The sequence below is a fragment of the Ruegeria sp. PrR005 genome (genome assembly GCF_010500245.1).
Lineage (GTDB): Bacteria > Pseudomonadota > Alphaproteobacteria > Rhodobacterales > Rhodobacteraceae > Ruegeria_B > Ruegeria_B marisflavi.
Window position 1 is genome coordinate 233,732 of record NZ_JAAGOX010000022.1, and the last position, 18,431, is coordinate 252,162.

At 63.3% G+C, this 18,431-nt stretch carries 15 protein-coding genes; 5 read left to right on the forward strand and 10 right to left on the reverse strand.

Annotation, left to right across the window (positions count from 1 at the left end):
* Nucleotide 1: 1 nt before the first annotated feature.
* From G0P99_RS13635 to G0P99_RS13665, 8 genes are all read right to left on the reverse strand, one after another.
* On the reverse strand, nucleotides 2-1,441 hold the full coding sequence (locus tag G0P99_RS13635) for a di-heme oxidoredictase family protein (RefSeq protein ID WP_164130692.1): 1,440 nt from the start codon (nucleotides 1,439-1,441) through the stop codon (nucleotides 2-4).
* A 1-nt stretch (nucleotide 1,442) separates the two neighbouring features.
* Entirely contained in the window at nucleotides 1,443-2,444 is a 1,002-nt protein-coding gene (locus tag G0P99_RS13640; RefSeq protein WP_164130694.1) for a porin, read from the reverse strand.
* A gap of 62 nt (nucleotides 2,445-2,506) precedes the next feature.
* On the reverse strand, nucleotides 2,507-3,769 hold the full coding sequence (locus tag G0P99_RS13645; protein ID WP_164130696.1) for an imelysin family protein: 1,263 nt from the start codon (nucleotides 3,767-3,769) through the stop codon (nucleotides 2,507-2,509).
* Between the two features lie 110 nt (nucleotides 3,770-3,879).
* A complete protein-coding gene (locus tag G0P99_RS13650; protein ID WP_164130698.1) occupies nucleotides 3,880-4,209 on the reverse strand; it encodes a hypothetical protein in 330 nt (109 codons plus the stop codon).
* Nucleotides 4,210-4,712: 503 nt separating this feature from the next.
* Nucleotides 4,713-5,411 carry an alkaline phosphatase family protein gene (locus tag G0P99_RS24495; RefSeq protein WP_203583113.1) on the reverse strand — a complete coding sequence of 233 codons (699 nt, stop codon included), beginning with the start codon at nucleotides 5,409-5,411 and terminating at the stop codon, nucleotides 4,713-4,715.
* A 198-nt stretch (nucleotides 5,412-5,609) separates the two neighbouring features.
* On the reverse strand, nucleotides 5,610-6,431 hold the full coding sequence (locus G0P99_RS24500) for an alkaline phosphatase family protein (RefSeq protein WP_203583095.1): 822 nt from the start codon (nucleotides 6,429-6,431) through the stop codon (nucleotides 5,610-5,612).
* Nucleotides 6,432-6,486: 55 nt separating this feature from the next.
* A complete protein-coding gene (locus G0P99_RS13660; protein WP_164130700.1) occupies nucleotides 6,487-7,488 on the reverse strand; it encodes a DUF1214 domain-containing protein in 1,002 nt (333 codons plus the stop codon).
* Between the two features lie 17 nt (nucleotides 7,489-7,505).
* Nucleotides 7,506-8,573: a DUF1254 domain-containing protein gene (locus G0P99_RS13665; RefSeq protein ID WP_203583096.1), complete on the reverse strand. Its 1,068-nt coding sequence runs from the start codon at nucleotides 8,571-8,573 to the stop codon at nucleotides 7,506-7,508.
* A 75-nt stretch (nucleotides 8,574-8,648) separates the two neighbouring features.
* Here G0P99_RS13665 and G0P99_RS13670 point away from each other — a divergent pair, with 75 nt between their 5' ends.
* From G0P99_RS13670 to G0P99_RS13680, 3 genes are all read left to right on the forward strand, one after another.
* Complete coding sequence (locus G0P99_RS13670; RefSeq protein ID WP_164130702.1) at nucleotides 8,649-9,668, forward strand: AraC family transcriptional regulator; 1,020 nt, start codon at nucleotides 8,649-8,651, stop codon at nucleotides 9,666-9,668.
* Nucleotides 9,669-10,038: 370 nt separating this feature from the next.
* Entirely contained in the window at nucleotides 10,039-11,289 is a 1,251-nt protein-coding gene (locus G0P99_RS13675) for an aminotransferase class V-fold PLP-dependent enzyme (protein ID WP_164130704.1), read from the forward strand.
* A gap of 99 nt (nucleotides 11,290-11,388) precedes the next feature.
* Nucleotides 11,389-13,806, forward strand: a complete 2,418-nt coding sequence (locus tag G0P99_RS13680; RefSeq protein WP_164130706.1) for an FAD-dependent oxidoreductase — start codon at nucleotides 11,389-11,391, stop codon at nucleotides 13,804-13,806.
* 93 nt (nucleotides 13,807-13,899) lie between these two features.
* On the opposite strand, the gene G0P99_RS13685 is transcribed toward G0P99_RS13680, so the two are convergent.
* Nucleotides 13,900-14,787, reverse strand: coding sequence for a LysR substrate-binding domain-containing protein (locus G0P99_RS13685; RefSeq protein ID WP_164130708.1), 888 nt, complete (start codon nucleotides 14,785-14,787; stop codon nucleotides 13,900-13,902).
* A 182-nt stretch (nucleotides 14,788-14,969) separates the two neighbouring features.
* Between G0P99_RS13685 and G0P99_RS13690 the strand changes: the two genes are divergently transcribed.
* The gene (locus G0P99_RS13690) at nucleotides 14,970-16,343 is read left to right on the forward strand and encodes an MmgE/PrpD family protein (RefSeq protein ID WP_239059812.1); all 1,374 of its coding nucleotides are present in this window, start codon (nucleotides 14,970-14,972) and stop codon (nucleotides 16,341-16,343) included.
* 4 nt (nucleotides 16,344-16,347) lie between these two features.
* Entirely contained in the window at nucleotides 16,348-17,883 is a 1,536-nt protein-coding gene (locus G0P99_RS13695; RefSeq protein WP_164130710.1) for a trimethylamine methyltransferase family protein, read from the forward strand.
* Between the two features lie 3 nt (nucleotides 17,884-17,886).
* On the opposite strand, the gene thpR is transcribed toward G0P99_RS13695, so the two are convergent.
* On the reverse strand, nucleotides 17,887-18,402 hold the full coding sequence (gene thpR / locus G0P99_RS13700) for an RNA 2',3'-cyclic phosphodiesterase (RefSeq protein WP_164130712.1): 516 nt from the start codon (nucleotides 18,400-18,402) through the stop codon (nucleotides 17,887-17,889).
* Between the last annotated feature and the right edge of the window lie 29 nt (nucleotides 18,403-18,431).

An 18,431-nucleotide genomic window follows, 5' to 3' on the forward strand; every position in this document is an offset into this window, starting at 1 on the left:
TTCAGAGACTCTCCAAAAAGCGGATCAGGACGGCCCGATCCGCGGGCGTCATTGCGATCACTGCCGCCTGCTGAGGCTCTGCCTCGCCGCCGTGCCACAGGACCGCCTCCAGAAGAGACCGCGCACGCCCGTCATGCAGAAAACGGCTGTGCCCGCTGACTTCGGCGGTCAATCCAATGCCCCACAAGGGCGGCGTACGCCATTCGCGGCCATTCGCGCGGCCTTCGGGCAGATCATCCGCCAGACCGTCGCCCATGTCGTGCAGCAACAGATCGGTATAGGGCCAGATCAACTGAAAGTTCTGTTCCGGCTGATCCGGCAGGCGGGCTGTGACATGCTTGGGCACATGGCATCCGCTGCACCCGGTTTCATAGAAAACCTGCTTGCCGCGCAGGACCTCGGGGTCATCGGGCAAACGCCGCTCGGGCACCGCCAGATTGCGGCTGTAGAAACTCACCAGTTCCAGCCCCGCGCCGTCAATCTCGGTTTCGCGGATGTCGCCATCGCCATGCGGCGCAGCGCGGCAGGTCGCTTGCGCCGCGCTGCAATCGCCCCATCCGTCCGGAAACAACGGCGAGGAGATGCCAATGTCATTGGCAAAGGCGGCGGCCGACTGATCGCGGATCGTGGCCTCTCCGGCCTTCCAGCCAAACCGCCCCAGCATCGGCTTACCGCCATCCCGCGACCAAACCATATTGGCGCGCCCCGAGATGCCGTCGCCGTCCCGATCGTCCTCGTCGGCCAACGCAAGGATATTTTCTTCAGGAACCGCCTCCAGCAATCCAAGCCCAATCATGGGTGGCGCAATCCGCGCGCTGAACACGGTTTCGCTGGCCAGCGGGCCATAGGCCAGCGCCTCGAATTCGTAGTCGGGCTGTTGCAGGAAAACCGTTTCACCACCGGCCAGATGGACCGGGATCTCGCGATAACTGACACTGATTTGCGTCTCGGCGGCATGACCGGGCAGGGCGAGGTCCTGCAATTGGCGTCCATAGGTGGGGTCAGGTTCGCCACCGGGTTGGGCCAGACGGACAACCATCGACACCGATCCAGCCTGATCAGGGGGCTGCCCGCGCCCGTCGCGGATATGGCAGGCCTGGCAGGATCGCGCGTCATAGAGCGGACCCAACCCGTCCGAGGCCAGCGTGGACGAGGGCGCGGACACCCAGATCTTTTCGAACAGGGCCTTGCCCAGCAGGAAATCCAGTTCCCGCTCAAAACTCATGTTTGCCGACGGGTGCGAAAACGCATCGCGATCCGCCGCGTTTCTGAGCGTTGCGGCCCCGCCGGGCAGGGCCTCATAGGGTTCCGACTGTTCAAACGCCTCGGCCGGGCGAATGACCTCGGCAATGCGTGCGGCATCACCTTCGGCCGCAAGCGTCTGAGTGCCAAAGGCAGTCAGGCAGACCGAGGTCAGGATTAGAACCGGCCGTTCATGCATCTCAGCTCCCCAATGCGATTTCGAAGTTCACGCCAAACACATGGTCGGTGACACCGGCATCCTCGATCCGTGCCAGCGCGGCGCCGATCAGATAGCGGTCTCCGAACTCGTACTCGGCGCCAATGGACAGCAGTTCGGTCTTGCCCAGGCTATCGACATCCCGGGTTGCCACAGTGCCCGAAAGCGTCACTTCGCCAATCGCATAAGCAGCATTCAGCGTGACAAAACGGGCATTGTCCGCAGTGCCGCCATACCCGTCAAACACCGCAGCCTCGGCGAAAACATCGAGCGCTCCGCCGAATGTATGCCCGATGGCCAGAAATCCACCGGTCTCGTCCGAGACATCGCCAGCGCCCGCACTGAGATGCCGGGCCCCTGCCCAGATCCGGGTATCGCCGAATGTGCCGTGCCATTGCAGGCTCGCATTGTCGAGCCGCCTCGTATTGCCCGCACCGCCCAGGGCCGTGTTGTTGCGCCCTCGGTTGAACCCGGCCGACTGGCTCAGCGCCGTGTCGTCGGCGTAGAACAGCCCGACGGACAGGACTCCTGCCACCCCCAGGTCCAGATCGGCCAGCGCACCGATCTGCTCGGTCAATTCATAATCCTCGGCCAGCGTGCTGCCGAAATATCCGGCGGCCTCGTCCCAGGTGGTGCCAAAGGCCGGATGCACCTTGCCCAGTTGCACTGTGGCTGGACCGACCCCGAACTCCACGCCCAACTGATCCAGGTACAGACCATAGCCGGCGTTTGCAGCGGCATCTTCGACCTCTTCAAAGGTCAACCCGGCAAAGATCGCAACGCCGTTGCCAAAGCTGTAAGTGCCAAGGAACTCGCCCTTGGCATAGGCCGTGTCGGTCTCGTTGGCCGGGGCGTCTGAGGAATAGACGGATTCAAAGCCCAGTTCCACCGACCCTTCCCAGACAAACCCGGGTCTGTCTTCGGCCTGAGCGGCGGAGGCACAGGCAATGGTGCCGGCCAGAGCCGCAAGTTTTTGGATGTTCATTTTGCTACTTTCTTGGAGGAGCAGCTTGGCGCACCACGAAGGCTGGCTGGCTGTTTGTCAATCTATTGGAAAACCGCGCCTGGATTGTCGAGCGATTCCGAGCCTTCGAAGTTGATTTCATCCAGGCCCAGCGCCGGAACAAGACGCTGGATCGAACGGGTCTGGTCGATCAGTCCCTCGACCCCGGCCATGATCAGGGCTTCGCCTTCGGCATTACCGCGTGCCAGCATCTGGTCATAGGCCATCCCGTTTCGGGCGGCCGTCCGTATTGCCTCCAATGCCACCATGGTGGTGTCGAGCTTGGCACGGAGTTTCGCGTCCAGACCCGGGTCGGCTTCGGCCACCAAATCGGACAGCGACGGACCGGTGATCGTTTCGCCGTCCAACCGCTGGTACCGGCCGAGATAGACGTTCTGAATGCCCAAACCGTCGTAATAGTGGCTGTTGTGCGTATTGTCCGAGAAACAGTCATGTTCCTCTTCGGGATCGTTCAGGAGCAGGCCCAGCCGCATCCGCTCGCCTGCCTGCTCGCCATAGCTGAGGCTGCCCATGCCGGTCACGATGGCGATCAAACCGGCGGCTTCATCCGCCAATACCGACGCGCGTGCCGCGCCCCCCTGAGCCCATTGCGCGGCCATCCACTCCAGGTCATAGACCAGCAGGTCGGTGGCGGCTTGCAGGTATGCTGCGCGGCGGTCGCAATTGCCGTTTGTACAATCTGTACCCTGTGCATAGTCGGTCCAGGGCCGGTTCCCGGCGCCCGGGCCGGTGCCGTTCAGATCCTGCCCCCAAAGCAGGAATTCGATGGCATGATATCCGGCCGCGACATTGGCATCGACCCCATCCGCCCCGTGCAGGGTTTCGGAAAGCAGTGCCGGTGTGATGGTGTTCGCGTCCACCTGAACACCGGAAAGTTCGAACTGCGGCGTCGCGATAACATTCAACGCAGCATAGAGATTTTCATCGGACGGTCCGGCGTATGAGGCGTCGACATAGTCGATCAACCCTTCGTCCAGCGGCCAGGCGTTTACCCGTCCTTCCCAGTCATCGACGATCGGGTTTCCAAAACGAAAGACCTCGGTCTGCTGATAGGGGACGCGGGCGGCGATCCACGCGTCGCGGGCGGCGGCGAGTGAGGCCGGGGAAGGCTTTGATACCAAAGCATTTATCGCCACTTTTAGGGCACGGGCAGCGGTCAGGCTGTCCTGGTATTTTGCTTCGGCGATGTTTGTATAAGTAACGAGTACGGCGGTTCTGTCTGCGGCCAAAACGGGTGTGGCACAGAGTAAGGCCAGCGCGGAGGCTGCGAGCGTTTGCGGTGTCATAAGTGTCCCTCGGATGTGAGTCAGGCTTGGCTTGACCCGCGGGGGATCTGGCAAGGCCAATTCCTGACTAAAAAAGTCAGGAGAGTCAATCCGAAGTTAACAGCCCCCGTTTACCTGTTCCGGTCGATCCAGGCTGACATGGCGGACTTGTCGTGAAAACACTCGGGCGGCACCGTCCGGCGCTTGGCCCGAGCGATACGCTCGGCAAAAGCCACTTGTTTACCAGAGGGATAGCGATCGAACCGCGACTCGGACGCAGGCCGGTGGGCCGAAATCCAGGCGGACAGAACACGGCGGTCGCGCTGCGCCTCGACCGGGATTTCAAGGGCCGAGTGTTGCGCGATCGCGCGGGCGTAACGCAACTGTTTTTCGGTGACGGGCAGCAGATGATAGTCATTGCTGGGGCCGTCGGACGGGTGAATTCGCTGGGCAGTCAACATCGGTGAAAACCTCCGCTCCAATCTGGAACAAATATAGAACATTTTTCGGATCATTTCAATCCCCCTACAGGTTTCCCTGTTATTTCAGGAGGTTGTGAGATCCTTCATCTGTCCCCGACTTGCGTCGTCCGGAGGTGGCGCGTTGTGCCTGCGCCTTGCAGGGAATCAAGGAATCACGGGGGGAAATTTCAAGCCGAAAGCCGGGCAAACACTGTGTTCCAAGGTCAAAAACACGCCGAATTGACCGTTTTGTACCGGTCAAACGACCCCGATTGACCGTTTTGTACAGGGGTCAGAGGGGGGAAATGGGGCTGCGGCGCGCGTGTGTCACGGTGCAAGAATTGGATAGGGTTATGCCAAGACCGGGTTGCGCGTAGTGGAGTTGACGACAAGGGCGGGAAGCGGTCCTTTTCTGCTACCGCGAACCCGTCAGGCTGAGAAGCTGGAAGCCGACATTCAATCCGACCCAATCACTGTCTCCGCTTTGCATCGCCGCGGGGCGCCTAGTGTCCGATGACTTCCCCCAGCACCTCTCCTGCGGCGCCGTCGGGTGGGCGCGTGTCTGCGACCACGGAGAGCGTCAGGGCCACGTCGACCGTGTGCACCCGGCGCGAGACTCGTTGCGGCGCGAGGCCGAAACCGGCAAAGGCGATGGGCACATGGGTGTCATAGCGCCAGGGCGAGCCGTGGGTGACCGTGACCGAAAGACCGTCGAAATCGTTAATGAACCAGCCGGGACTGGTCACCAGATAGATGTCGCCCGACCGGTCGGGATTGTAGTTGTTGGCCACCGCCCGCATCAGCGCATTGTCCGGCAGGGCACCGATGCGAATGCGGGACGACGGCACGGCGAAGGCGATACCTTCGAAGGTTGACAGTTCTTCGGCGATGGCGGTTTCCAGCGCGACAAGGTCGATGTCGTCGCGGCGGTGCACCTCGTCCGAGAGGGTGAGGTAGGGGTGGTCATAGCCCGCAATCAGCGGACCGCTAAGGCCAAAGCGCGCGCGGATACGATCGGCGGCGGGCTGGGTCGCCCAGTGCTCGGGGTTGACGTAGCCGCCCATCTCTCCCAACTCGGCCAGGTATCCCGGTGCCTCGGGTGTGCCGTGATCGGCGGAGAGTGCGATCAGGGTGTTCTCAAGCCCGATTTCGGCGTCGATGAACGCAAAGAGATCGGCCAGGGTACGGTCGAGCCGCAGCAGGTTTTCCTAGGCCTCCAGGCTGGAGGGGCCGAAACCGTGGCCGACATAATCGGTCGCCGAGAAGCTGACCGATAGGTAATCGGTGACATCATCCTGACCCAGGCCCTCGGCGATGATCAGCGTCTTGGCAAAATCGGCGGTGATATCATCCCCGGCGGGGCTGAAGGTGAGGAGCGTGGGGAAATAGGGATCGTTCTTTCAGGACAGCGGATCGACGGTGGAATAGGGGTGCGGGAAGGTGCGCCCGAAACCGGCAAGGTCGGTTTCCCATTCCTGATCGTCGCGGTCTCCGAAGAGGTAGCTGTCGATGGGATGGATCAGCTCCCACGAGGTGCCGAGATAGTTTTGCAGAAAATCCTTGGCGTTCCAATCGGTCACCCAGTCAGGGTAGCTGTCGTAGTAATAGCTGGAGGTGACGAATTCCCCGGCGGATTTGGAAAACCAGAACGCCTTGCCGGTGTGACCCGCCATCGAGACGGCGCCACGATCCTTGACCGAGACGCCAAAGACCTTGGCGCGGCCCTGGGTGGCGATGGTCAGTTCATTGGAAAAGGCGGTGGTCAGGATGGCGCGGGGTGAGCGGCCATCTGAGCTGGCGGCAAGCTGGGTGGGGTCGACCTCGGTCTCGGGGTTCACGTCAGCGCCCCGGGTGAGGAGTGGATAGTCGGCGTCCTCGACATTGTAGATGGTGCGCCCGGTCGCGCGGTCGAACCAGAGGTTGCCGACCATGCCATGGGCCGCCGGATGCGCGCCGGTGGCCAGCGTGGTGTGGCCGACGACGGTTTCGGTATTGGCGTGGGCGTGGTGGGCGTTGCCATAGTAGACGCCCTGATCCATCAGATAGCGGAATCCGCCCGGCCCGAATTGGTCGTAGTGGCGGAACGGCAGGTCGCCGCGCAGTTGGTCGACGGTGATCTGGAGGATGAGGCGCGGCTTGTCCTCGGCTATTGCGGAGTTCGCCAAGGAAAACGCCAGGAAGACGGCGCAACTGGCCGTTTGGACAGGTGGCTTTGTCACCATCGAAGGCTCTTTCCTCTTGCCGGTCGGCCCGCGCGGTGCGCGGGCCGTGGCGTCATCAGTTTACGGGCAGGACATCCGGGAAGGTCCAGCTGCCGTCGAGGATTTCGGCACGCGGCTGGTAGAGCCGGACCGTGTAGTTCCAGCCCGGTGTGAGGGGGATGCAGTTGATCCGGCCGTCATCGCAGCCGCCGAAATGGATGGTGTAGGAGCCGTCCTCATTCGGGGTGGCCGAGGTGTTGTTGTAGCTGTTCCGTCCCAGATCGTTCGGCGCGAGGAAGCCGTCGGCGTCGTAGACGGTGATCGACCAAAACGCGTCCACCGGCACGTCTTGCAGCGTTACGGCGTGGGGGGTCTCGCCGTCATTCTTGTCGACGGCGTCGACGAAAGCACTGGCCGTCGTGGCCGGCTGCCCCGCCCAGCCCGCCATCCCGATCAGATGGCCAAGCGGGTCCACCTCGTCGCGACGGCCGAAGGCGATGCTGGCATCGAGGCCGACGGCAGCGGCGAGGTCGCTGATCGCCTTACGCGCTGCTGCAAGGTTTTCAAGGTCCCAGTCCGGCGCCTCGAAGGGGCCAGTTCCGCCGCCTTCGAGGCGTATTCCGTCCTGTACCGCATGAGCGCGCGCGGCATCGTCGGGATCGCCGGCGTCAACAAAGGTGCGGAACAGGAGCATCGCGAAACGGGTTCCGACCTCGTCCTCGGTCAGTTCATAGGCACCGGGTTCGGCATAGGCGAAGTTGTAATGGTCCTGGCTGATCACCAGCACCGACTGGAATCGCCCGTCACCCTCGGGCAGCGTCACCGTCACCGGCTCGGACAGGTCGATGATGGCGGCCGAATACAAGGTGTCCTGGTTGGGTCGGATGATCGGCTGCGGTTTGTCAGCGGAGGTTACTTCGCGCTCATGGGCGATCTCGCCGACGCCAGTTCCGTTGTTCTTCATGGAGAGCCGGAACATCGTGTCGCTCTCGGCGCGCATGAGGTTCTGGATCGTGATGTCCTCGGCAAAGACGGGCGCGGATGCCAAGAGCGCAACGGCAAGAAGGAGATTTCGCATGTTCTCTGTCCTTTCTGTCAATTTGCGGGTTCGACGCCGGGGAAGACCCAGCTTCCATCCAGCACCTCCGGCGCTGCTCGATAGAGCCGCACGGTGTATTGCCACCCCTCGACGAGCGGCAGGCAATTCACGCGCCCGTCCTCGCAGCCGCCCAGGTGCACGGTCATGGAAGCGTCCGAATTGCGCGTTCCGCTGACGGAATTGACGACATAGGCGCCCATCGCGTTCGGCGCGAAATAGCGGTTCGCATCATAGAGGCTGACCGACCAGAAATCCTTGACCGGAACCTCGGCAGGCACTTCGATCTTGTATTTCCCGACCGGTAGGTTCGGCGAGATCCCGAGATAAAGTGCCTCATCCTCGGGCAATCCGCCCCAGCCCCCGGCCGTCCCGATGAAATGCCGCACCGGATCGACATCCTCCTTCTTGCCGAACATGTGGAAACTGTTCGGCAGGTAGGCGCCGACACCGACGGCGGCCTTAACAAGCCCCATGTAGCTCTCCTGGTCATAGGGCGGGACGATGAAGGGCTCGGACGAAGCGGCCTCGATCGACATCTGGTCCTGGATCGCATGGACGGCGGCCAGGTCCGCGGGGTCGGTCGCATCCAGCAGCACGCGCAGGTAGACGGCGACATAGGGCGTGTGGAACGTGTCCATGTCGAGCGTATAGGTGCCGCCGCCGTGGAAGACCTTGTTAAGGTAGTGATCCTGGTTGATGACCATCGCCGACATGTAGCGGTCGCCGACATCGGGAAGAGTGAAGGTGGCGCCCTCGCTGATATCGATGATCGCTGTGCTGTAGAGCGTATCCCGGTTTGCGCTGATGGTCGTCTGATTGTCGACGGGCATCATATCGCGGAAGTGGTAGAACTTGTTCACCCCTCTGGCGAGGGCAACATATTTGCCGAACTCGATGTCTGTCGCGGCACGGATAAAGTTGTCGACGACAACCGGGATTTCCCTGCTGTCGGCAAGTTGGTCCATTGTGGCGTCGAAGTTCTGGGCGTGAGCGGGACCAGAGATTATCGCGGCCAGGAATGTCAGAAACACAAATGTGCGGTTTGCCAATTGTTTACCTTTCATGAGTCGCCTCTCAAGCCTTCGTTTCCCTGGCGTTTTATCATAGTGCCACCGGTCATTTTGTGACAAAGAGACGCCATGAGACAGAAGTTGGTCAACATCATCGAACTGGCGCACGTCGTGGACATTCTCGACAGCTTCGTCCCGAAACACGTCGTCGAGAGTGCGCTTCGGACGGCCGGTCTCGACCGTAAGATGCTGTCAGAAGGAACCGGGTTTGTTTCCTACGCCGCTGAGGCCGTCATTCTGGAGTCCGTCGCCCGCGCGATAGGCGACCGCCATCTGGGTGCCAGGGTTGGCCAGGCCTTCGACTACTTGGCCTACGGAGCCTATGCGAACTATGTGCTGGGCGCACCCGATCTGGGATCTGCGCTCGATCGCGGCCGCCGCGCGTTGTCGCTTACGCATCCTGGCTCTGAAATCGTCTTCCGACAGACTGACACGCACGTTGTTGTCGGACGAGACTCGAAGGGCATGTCGGTTGTCGGCCACCGGCATCTTGACGAAGGGGCGCTGTTCGTTATCTCCAAAGTGGTCAGGTATTTCCTCGGGGCGGACTGGCGGCCCGATTGGTTCGAGCTTCCCGATGGGAGTAGCGACGACACCTTGATGCTGGCGGATATACTCGGCGCACCTGTGAGGACTGGCGTCCAATCTCCGTCTGTCGCGATTCGGCTCAGCGACCTTGCCACGCGAAACCCGCAAACCATGCAAATGCAAAAGACTATTCCATTGGAGGAACTCGGAGCGCTCATGGGCGTTGAGCCGGTTCAGTCCATGAAAGGCATGGTTCTGCAAATCATGCGCGCTCATTTTCCGACAAATGTGCCGTCCGAGCGCAGCGTTGCGGCCCATATTGGGATCGGATCCAGGTCACTTCAGAGGGCTCTTCGCGCGGAAGGGACGGCATACAGGAAAATCCGAAGCAAGTTTATCGAGGAACAGGCGCGCGAAATGCTTCAGAAATCGGACATTCCGGTCGAACGGATCGCCGAAATGCTGGGATACAAAGAGCCGAAAAGCTTTCGCCGTGCGTTCAGGGAGTGGACCGGTTCGTCGCCAAAGAGCTTCCGAGGAAACCTAAGCGCAAACACTTGAGCCGTTGCCGCTGATCACATTCGCAGAAACACGACGGATTTTCTGGAAACCCAAGGTGTCCCGAAGTCTGCCAAAAAAAAGAAAATTCCGAATTTCTCAGACCTGCGCGTCGTCCGCTCTGCCGGCCTTTGCCGTTCTTGAGATTGTGCGGCTGCGGCGAATGGCAGGTCCGGTGACGCGGCATTGCGGAGACTGCAAACGGGGAAAAGGTCCGCAGAGGGCCGAAAGCATCAACTTGCCAACGACTTAGTGCCGGCATCGCTGGTACCTCTTTTAAACCCGCCCTTCCTCCCCAAAAGTTTTGCGTGTCATTGCCCGCGTCCGCGCGTAGCGTGCGCGCGAATCCGTGGACGAGCCTTTTGGAGCCTGCATGACCCAGATCACCCCCGCGTTGCTGACCGAAATCCGCAGCCGTTTCGCGCAAATCGACCAGTGCCCGGTGCAGGGCCCGCGCGTGTTCTTTGAAAATGCCGGTGGCGCGCTGACGCTGAATTCGGTGGTCGAGACATCGGCCCGCTATGCGGCGATCCCCGACAACCAAGGACGCGACAACCCGGGCAGCCACGAGCTGGTGCGGGTGATCAACAAGGCCAAGGACGACATGCGCGTGTTCATGAACGCGCCGGGGGGGCAGTTCTTTGTCGGCGAAAGCGGCACCGAGCTGACGTTCCGTCTGATCATGAACGCCTGTCTGGGCACCGAGCCGGGGGTGGTGCTGGGCAGCACGCTGGAGCATCCGGCCTCGCGCAGTGCCTGTGACCGCTGGGCGCGGGTGGCGGGGCAGCGGCATGTGCTGGTGGCCCATGACGATGCGACAGGCACGGTGACGGCCGAGGCCTATGCCGCGGCGGTGACGCCCGACACGGTGGTGGCGACCATCGTCCATACCTCGCCCGTGACGGGAATGGGGGTGGACCTGGAGGGGATCGCGGCGGCGATCCGGGCGGTGGCGCCCGAGGCCTATATCATCGTGGACGGCATCCAGCATGCGGCGCATGGGCGGATCGACCTGGCGGCTTACGGTGTCGATGGCTATGTGATCTCGCCCTACAAGATGTTCTCGCGCCACGGCTATGGGCTGGCCTGGATCTCGGACCGGCTGACGAAATTGCCGCATAACGGGCTGCTCAACGGGCCGGCAGACAATTGGGAGATGGGGACGCGGGATACCGGCAGCTATGCGACGCTGACCGATGTTGCGGATTACCTGGACTGGCTGGGCGCGCAGGTGAGCGATGCGACAGACCGGCGGGCGCGGTTCGTGGCGGCGGGCGAGGCGATCCATGCGCAGGAAAAGGCGCTGACCGACGCGATGATCCATGGCACCGGCAACCTGCCCGGGCTGAAGGACATGGAGAAGGTGCATATCATCGGCGGCATCGACAACCCGGCGCGCGAGGGGCTGGTGTCGCTCTGGGTCGAGGGCGTGGCCTCGGCCGAGGTGGTGGCGCAGCTGAATGCGCAGGGCATCCGCACCCATGTGCGCAAGGCCGATCACTACTCGGGCAATATCCTTGATCCGCTGGGTCTGGACAGCTGCGTGCGGGTGTCGATGTGCCATTACAACAGCGTTCACGAGGTGGCGCAGTTCCTGGCGGCGATGAAGACAATCGCAGCCTGACGCAAAACAAAAACCGGCCCCCCACCCCAGAATTTTTGGCGGGTGCGGGGCCGGGTCTGCGGCTAGGGTCGTTCGGGACATAGAACGGAGACCCGCCCCATGAAAACCCATGCCCAGGCCGTCGTGATCGGCGGTGGTCTTGTCGGTTGCTCGATCCTCTATCACCTGGCCAAACTGGGCTGGCGCGATGTCGTGTTGCTGGAGCGGGACGAGCTGACCAGCGGATCGACCTGGCATGCGGCGGCGAACATCCACGGGCTGCACGACAATAACAACGTCACCCGTATCCAGCATTACACGATGAACCTGTACAAGGAGCTGGAGAAGGAGACCGGGCAGGGCTGTGGCGTGTTCCAGGCGGGCTCGCTCTATCTGGCGCAGACCGAAGCGCGCGAACACCAGCTGCGGCTGCAAGAGGCCAAAGCGCGGTATTACGGGCTGAATTTCTACGAGATCGACAAGGATCGCGCGAAGGAACTGCACCCGCTGGCGCAGTTCGACGATATCCGCTGCATCATGTACGAACCCGATGGCGGCAACGTGGACCCGTCGGGCGTGACCTATGCCTATGCCGCCGGAGCCCGCGCCATGGGCGCCACTATCGAGCGGTTCTGTCCGGTGATCGGAACCGAGCCCCAGCCGGATGGCAGCTGGATCGTGCGTACCGAAAAGGGCGATATTCACACGCAATGGGTTGTCAATGCGGCGGGCCTGTGGGGGCGCGAGGTGGCGGCGCTGGCGGGGATCACCCTGCCGCTGCAACCGACCGAGCATCAGTATTTCGTGACCGAGGCCATCCCAGAGGTGGCGGCGTTGGGCCGCCGCCTGCCCTCGATCGCGGACCGGGATGGCGAATATTACTTCCGGCAGGAAGGCAACGGGCTGCTGATCGGCGCCTATGAAAAAGACATGAAGTTCTGGGCCGAAAACGGCACGCCGCTGGATTTTGCCCATGACCTGTTCCCAGACGATCTGGACCGGATCATGGAAAACGTGATCCGCGCGACCGAGCGGGTGCCGGTGGCGGCGACGGCGGGCGTCAAGCGGGTGATCAACGGGCCGATGATCTGGTCGCCGGATTCGAGTGCCCTGTGGGGGCCGGTGCCGGAATTGCGAAACTATTTCGTTTGCGGCGGCATCATTCCCGGCTTTTCGCAATCGGGGGGTCTGGGCCTGTTGGCGGCGCAATGGATGATCGAGGGCGAGCCGCAATACGACATGTTCGCCTGGGACCTGGCGCGGTTCGGCGATTGGGCCGACAAGAAATTCACAAAGGCGCGGGTGCAGGACCAGTATACCCATCGCTTTGCCATCCATTTCCCCAACGAGGAGCGCAGCGCCGGGCGGCCGGCGCGGGTGCGTCCGGCATACGAGATGCAAAGGGAGATGGGCGCGGTGTTTGGCATGAACTGTGGCTGGGAGCATCCGCTGTGGTTCGCGGAGCAGCCCGGAGTGAGTGAGACCGTGGGCTTTACCCGGCAGAACTGGTGGGAACCGGTGGGCCGCGAGGTGCGCACGCTGCGCGAGCAGGTGGGCGTGATCGACATCTCGAACTTTGCCAATTACGAGATCAAGGGGCCGGGTGCGCGGGACTGGCTGGACCGGCTGGTGGCGAACCGGGTGCCCACTGTCGTGGGCAGATCCTGTCTGACGCCGCTGATCGGTGTGCGGGGCGGGATCGCGGGCGATTTCACCATCACCATGACGGGCGAGGATGCCTATATGATGGTGGGGTCCGGCATGGCCGAACGCTATCACCAGCGGTTCTTCAACATGGTGGATTTGCCCGGCGGCACCACGCTGGAGGTCGCGACCAACCGCATCGCGGGCTATAACGTGGCCGGACCCAAGGCGCGCGACATGTTGCAGCGGCAGACCAATGCCGATCTGTCGAACGAGGCTTTCCCCTTCATGCGCTCGGCTATGATCGAGGTGGCGGGCGTGACCTGTCTGGCGATCCGGGTCAGCTTCACCGGCGATCTGGGATGGGAGCTGCATTGCGCCGAGGCGGACCAGGTGAGGCTTTACACTGCGCTGATTGCGGCCGCGCGCGAGATCGGCGGCGGGCCGGTGGGAAGCCGGGCGCTGGGCAGTCTGCGGATCGAGAAGGGCTATGGCTCCTGGGGTCGGGAATACAGCCCGGAATACTGGCCGCAGGAAGTGGGACTGGAGCGGCTGATCAAGGCGGACAAGGCGTTCCTGAACAAGGCGGCCTGGTTGAAGATCAAGGACAACCCGGTGCGCGAGGTGCTGTCGGTGTTCGAGATCGAGGCCGCGCATGGGGCTGACGCCAGTGGCGGCGAGCCGATCTTTACGCCCGACGGGAAGCCGGTGGGGCGGGTGACCTCGGGCGCCTATGGTTACTCGGTGGGCAAATCACTGGCCATCGGCTATGCCAATCCGGCGGTGGCGAAACCGGGCGACGTGCTGGAAGTGTTCCTGCTGGGCAAACCGCACAAGGCGGTGTTGCTGGCCGAGCCGCCGTTCGATCCGGCGGGCGCGCGGTTGCGCGGGTGAGCCTTGTTTCGACCCGGTGCGCAAGTGGTCGGGTCGGATTTGAGTATTTGGGACCAGAAAGAAGCAGGATTGGTTTCTTGGGGTGGGTGGCGGTCAGCCTTCCATCCGGGCGGCGGCGTCGAGCAGCCAGGACTTGAAAAGCCGGACCGAGGGGGTTGGTGTGCGGCTTTTGAACCGGGCGCAATAGACCCACGGATTGCGGATGTCGGTCTGGAACGGTTCGATCAACTCGCCCTGGTCCAGATAGGGGCGGGCAAGCACACGGGGCAGGGCGGCGCAGCCGAGGCCCTGGGCCGCCAGGCGTGCGGCGAGGGTGGAGACATCGGTCTTGTGTCCGCCGGTGGCCTCGAAGGACTTGATGCCGAAATGGCGCGCCATCAGTTCCCAGTAGATCGGGCGGCCGAGCACCTGGATCCGGCGGGCGCGCACCAGTTGCGCCGGGTCGGTGAGCGGGGCGCCGTCGACCCGGAAATCCGGGGCACAGACCAGGACCAGCCGTTCATCCCAAAGCTGAACCGCGCCATCGGGGAGGTCATCGGTGTGATCCATGGTGATCGAGATATCGGATACGTCCTGTTCCACATCGGACCAGACGGTGCCGTGTACCGTGACCAGGATATCGGGATGGGTGAGGTGAAAGTCGCGCAGCACGCCTGCCAGCCAGACCGAGGCCAGGCTGGTGGGGCAGGAGACAACCACCTCGCGCCGTCGCTTCTGGGACAGAAGCGCCTCGGTGGCGACGTCGATCTCTTGCAGGGCGTGGCGCACCGAAGGGAGATAGGCCTCGCCCACCTCGGTCAGGGCCAGCGCGCGGGGCAGGCGGACGAAGAGCGGGCGGCCGATATATTCCTCGAGCGAGCGGACATGGTTGCTGACTGCCGATTGGGTGCAGTTCAGTTCCTCGGAGGCAGCGGTGAAGCTCAGGTGGCGGGCGGCGGCCTCGAACGAGCGCAGGAAGGTGAGATGCGGCAGGTGTTTCATGGCACCAGTCTATTGCCGGTTGCCTGGCTCGCGGCAAGCCCTGTCCGGCCCGGCTTTGGTCAACGCAGAAACATGCGGGGCAAAAATAATCGGGCCATAGGCCCCGGCATTTTTGCGTGTGGTGGGGCGGGCAGGCGTCTAGCCTTGGAGCCGGAGACGCCCGGCTGGGCGAAGGAGGCCAGATGACCGCACCGATGAGCAAACCCGTTCCCACATTTGACCGGATCGCCGATTTTGCGCTGGACCGAGCGCCGGGTGACATACCTGCCAGCACGCTGGAGGCGGCGGCCCTGATGGCACTGGATACGCTGGGGATCGTTGCCGCCGCAGGCCCGATGGAGGCGGGCGTGATCGCGCGCCAGACGGCGAGCCTGCTCTATGGCAGCTCCGATCCGGGCCACAGCGCGCGGATGATGTTCGACGGGCGGAGCGTGAGCCTGGCGGGGGCGGCTTTTGCCGCTGCCACACAGACCGACAACCTGGATGGCCATGACGGGTACAACCCGACCAAGGGGCATATCGGTGTCGTCGTGATTCCGACGCTGGCGGTGCTGGCGCAGCATCTGCCAGAGTTGACCGGGCCCGAGGCGCTGGCCGCGATCACCGTGGGATACGAGGTTGCCGGGCGCGCGGGGCTCACGCTGCATGCCACGGTCAGCGACTATCACACCTCGGGCGCGTGGAACTGCCTGGGCGTGGTGGCAATGGCCGCGCGGCTGCGCGGGCAGGGGCGCGAGACGATGCGGCAGGCGCTGGGCATTGCCGAGTATCATGGCCCCCGCAGCCAGATGATGCGCGAGATCGCAACGCCCACGATGCTGCATGACGGGTCGGGCTGGGGTGCGTTGGTCGGGATGTCGTCGATGATCCTTGCCGAGCACGGGTTCACCGGCGCACCCGCGATCACCATGGAGGCGCCCGAGGCGGCGCCGTTCTGGGAGGATCTGGGCCGGTTCTGGCAGATGGAGCATCAATATGTGAAACCCTATCCGATCTGCCGCTGGGCGCATGCGGCGGTGGACGGGGTGCGCGCGATCATGCTGAAGCATGGTCTGACCCATACGGATATCGCGCGGGTGCATGTGAACAGCTTTCATCAGGCGGCGTGCCTATACCAGGGGCTGCCGCCCACCACCGGTATCGCGCAATATGCGCTGCCGTTTCCAGTTGCGGCCTATATCGCCTATGGCCGGATCGGGGTCGAGCATATCTCGGGTCCCGGCCTGTCGGATCCGCTGGTCGCGGATATCATGACCCGCATCACGGTGGCCGAGACCGAGCGCCATTCCACGCGGTTCCCGGTGGGGCGCTGGGCCGATGTGGAGATTACCACGACCGATGGGCAGGTGCTGGTGTCGGGCGACATCCATGCGCGGGGTGGACCCGAGGCGCCGATGTCCCGTGACGAGGTAGTGGGCAAGTACATGGATTTTGCCGCGCCGGTACTGGGAGAGGAACGCGCGGCGTCGCTGCGCGACGCGATCCTGGGGCTGACAGATCCGGACAGCCGGTTCGCCGATGCGGCGGCGCATCTGTTCGAGCCGGTTCAGGGTTGAGAGCATGAGCGATCGCAGGACCGGCGGCCGGCGTGGCAAGAGCGCGCGCAGCGGCGGAGGCATCGAGCAACTGCCTTGGCAACAGGTGCGCAACCCTTATCCCGGGTTTGAACTGGCCTCGCCCGAAGAGATGGAGCGGCTGCACGCGACCTCGATGCGGGTTTTGTCCGAACTGGGCATCCGGGTGATCGGTGACAACGTGCTGGACCTGTTCGCAGAGGCGGGCGCGCTGGTCGACCGCGATACAGGTATCGTGCGGATCGACGAGGAGTTGGTAAATGCGGCGCTGGCCACCGTGCCGCGCACCTTTACTCTGACCAGCCGCAATCCGGCGAAACGGATCGAGATGGGCGGCAATGCGTTGAACTTCGGTCTGGTGGCGGGGCCGCCCAACGTGCATGACCGTGTGAACGGGCGGCGGTCGGGCAACTATACCGACTATTGCAACTTCATCCGGCTGGCGCATCATTTCAACGCGATCCATATCATCGGAAACCAGGTGATGGCGCCGGTCGAGATGCCCGCGAATACACGGCATCTGGACACGTATCTGGCCAATCTCACCCTGTCGGACCTGTCGTTTCACTGTACCGCCATCGGGCGGTGCCGGGCGCTGGACGGGATCGAGATGATGGCGATTGCGCGCGGTCAGACGCTGGAACAGATGGCCGCCGATCCCGGGGTGATCACCATCATCTCGGTCAATTCGCCGCGCCTCTTCGATGATGCGATGGGGGACGGGCTGATCGCGATGGCCGAGCATGGCCAGCCGGTGACGATCACGCCCTTTACCCTGATGGGGGCAATGACGCCGGTGACACTGGCCGCCGCGCTGGGGCAGCAGAATGCCGAGGCGCTGTTTGGCGTGGTGCTGACCCAGCTGGTGCGGCCCGGGACGCCGGTGATGTACGGCTCGTTCACTTCGAATGTCGACATGCGTTCGGGTGCGCCGGCGTTTGGCACGCCGGAAAACACCAAGGCGAACATCATCGGCGGGCAGTTGGCGCGGCGCTATGGGCTGCCTTATCGCACGTCGAATTCCAATGCCTCGAACGCGGTCGATTTGCAGGCCACTTACGAGACGATGATGGCGACCTGGGGCGCGGTGCTGGGCGGGGCCAATATCATCTATCACGCCGCCGGATGGCTGGAGGGCGGGCTGACCGCGTCGTATGAGAAATTCGTCCTCGATATCGAGATCATGCAGAACATGATGGAGTTCCTGCGGCCGGTGGATTTCTCGGATGACGCGCTGGGCTTCGATGCGATGGCGGGTGTGCCGCCGGGCGGGCATTTCTTTGGCGCGACGCATACGATGGAGCGCTACGAGACCGCGTTTTACCGCCCGATCCTGTCGGATTGGCAGAATTACGAGAGCTGGGAGGCCGCCGGGGCGGTGGATGCCGTCGAACGCGCGACGCGGATCTGGCAGCAGGCGCTGCGCGAGTACGAGGAACCGGCGCTGGAGCCGGACGTACGCGAGGCGCTGGAGTCCTATGTGGCGCGGCGCAAGGAAGAAATCGGCAGCGGCGAACCCTGATGCCTAGGCCGAAAGTGGATAATCGGCCAGGATTTCGTGCCGCGCGCCCTTTGGGTGCAGCGTCGAGCCATAGAGCGCGATGCCCGTGACGGGCAGGTCCGGAAGGTCGGTTTCGGCCAGGCCGGGCGGCAAGGGCGGCGGCGCTGCGCCGGGGCGCAGGCGGGCGAGGGTGACATGCGGCCGGAACCGGCGTTTTTGCAACCCGATCCCGGCGCGACGGCAGGCCCTGGCGATGGTATCGTGCAAAAGGGTCAGGCGCGCGTCATCGGCCACGTGAACGAAGAGCGCGGTGCCGAAGGCGCCGATGCCGCCCATCGCCACGGCAAAGGGTTCGGCGCGCAGGGCCAGTAACTCGTGATGGAGCCCCTCCAGCACCTCTTCGGGCTGGTCGTCGAGAAAGGCGAGCGTCAGGTGCAGGTTGTCGCGTGGCACCGGGCGGCCCGCGCCCAGCCGACGCTGGAGCCTTTCAAGGTGGTCGGCGGTGTCGTCTGGGACCGGGATGGCAATGAAACTGCGCATGTGCTCCTTGTTGCCGACCGGGGCGGTTC

Bases quoted from the DNA above. Each gene is read 5' to 3' on its own strand.
- G0P99_RS13670 (WP_164130702.1), top strand. From the start codon at position 8,649: ATGAGACAGAAGTTGGTCAACATCATCGAACTGGCGCACGTCGTGGAC.
- G0P99_RS13660 (WP_164130700.1), bottom strand. From the start codon at position 7,488: ATGCGAAATCTCCTTCTTGCCGTTGCGCTCTTGGCATCCGCGCCCGTC.
- thpR (WP_164130712.1), bottom strand. From the start codon at position 18,402: ATGCGCAGTTTCATTGCCATCCCGGTCCCAGACGACACCGCCGACCAC.
- G0P99_RS13635 (WP_164130692.1), bottom strand. From the start codon at position 1,441: ATGCATGAACGGCCGGTTCTAATCCTGACCTCGGTCTGCCTGACTGCC.
- G0P99_RS13685 (WP_164130708.1), bottom strand. From the start codon at position 14,787: ATGAAACACCTGCCGCATCTCACCTTCCTGCGCTCGTTCGAGGCCGCC.
- G0P99_RS13665 (WP_203583096.1), bottom strand. From the start codon at position 8,573: ATGAAAGGTAAACAATTGGCAAACCGCACATTTGTGTTTCTGACATTC.
- G0P99_RS13645 (WP_164130696.1), bottom strand. From the start codon at position 3,769: ATGACACCGCAAACGCTCGCAGCCTCCGCGCTGGCCTTACTCTGTGCC.
- G0P99_RS13675 (WP_164130704.1), top strand. From the start codon at position 10,039: ATGACCCAGATCACCCCCGCGTTGCTGACCGAAATCCGCAGCCGTTTC.
- G0P99_RS13690 (WP_239059812.1), top strand. From the start codon at position 14,970: ATGACCGCACCGATGAGCAAACCCGTTCCCACATTTGACCGGATCGCC.
- G0P99_RS13640 (WP_164130694.1), bottom strand. From the start codon at position 2,444: ATGAACATCCAAAAACTTGCGGCTCTGGCCGGCACCATTGCCTGTGCC.
- G0P99_RS24500 (WP_203583095.1), bottom strand. From the start codon at position 6,431: ATGGTGACAAAGCCACCTGTCCAAACGGCCAGTTGCGCCGTCTTCCTG.
- G0P99_RS13680 (WP_164130706.1), top strand. From the start codon at position 11,389: ATGAAAACCCATGCCCAGGCCGTCGTGATCGGCGGTGGTCTTGTCGGT.
- G0P99_RS13650 (WP_164130698.1), bottom strand. From the start codon at position 4,209: ATGTTGACTGCCCAGCGAATTCACCCGTCCGACGGCCCCAGCAATGAC.
- G0P99_RS13695 (WP_164130710.1), top strand. From the start codon at position 16,348: ATGAGCGATCGCAGGACCGGCGGCCGGCGTGGCAAGAGCGCGCGCAGC.